Source organism: Anaerotignum faecicola, assembly GCA_024460105.1.
GTDB lineage: Bacteria > Bacillota > Clostridia > Lachnospirales > Anaerotignaceae > JANFXS01.
The window spans coordinates 1-393 of the sequence record JANFXS010000551.1 but is presented as its reverse complement, the minus strand read 5'-3'; the positions used below and the strand labels follow the sequence as shown (position 1 = coordinate 393).

1 protein-coding gene is annotated in these 393 nt (G+C 53.7%); it reads left to right on the top strand.

Translation table 11 applies throughout. From position 1 onward, the window contains the following. Window positions 1-393: 2-hydroxyacyl-CoA dehydratase (locus NE664_15345; protein MCQ4728007.1), on the top strand; the 393-nt coding region annotated here is incomplete at both ends.

The window sequence follows — 393 nt, the reverse complement described above, 5'->3', positions numbered from 1 at the left end:
CATACCAGACTCTACCGCGCCGCAAGCTACGTAAAATCGCAGAATAACCTGGATTTGATCCAGTTAAACTCCTTCGGATGCGGCCTCGATGCCGTCACCACGGACCAGGTAAATGATATCTTAACCGGCTCCGGAAAGATCTATACAGTGCTCAAGATCGACGAGGTCAACAACCTGGGGGCCGCCAGAATCCGTATCCGCTCTCTCATTGCCGCCCTGCGCGTACGCGATAAGAAGCACTATGAGCGGAAGGTGGTTTCCAGCGCCTACCACCGCATCACGTTTACGAAGGACATGAAGAAGGACTACACCATCCTCTGCCCGCAGATGTCGCCGATTCATTTTGACTTAATCGAACCGGCCATCCGCTCCTTCGGCTATCAAGTGGAGGTC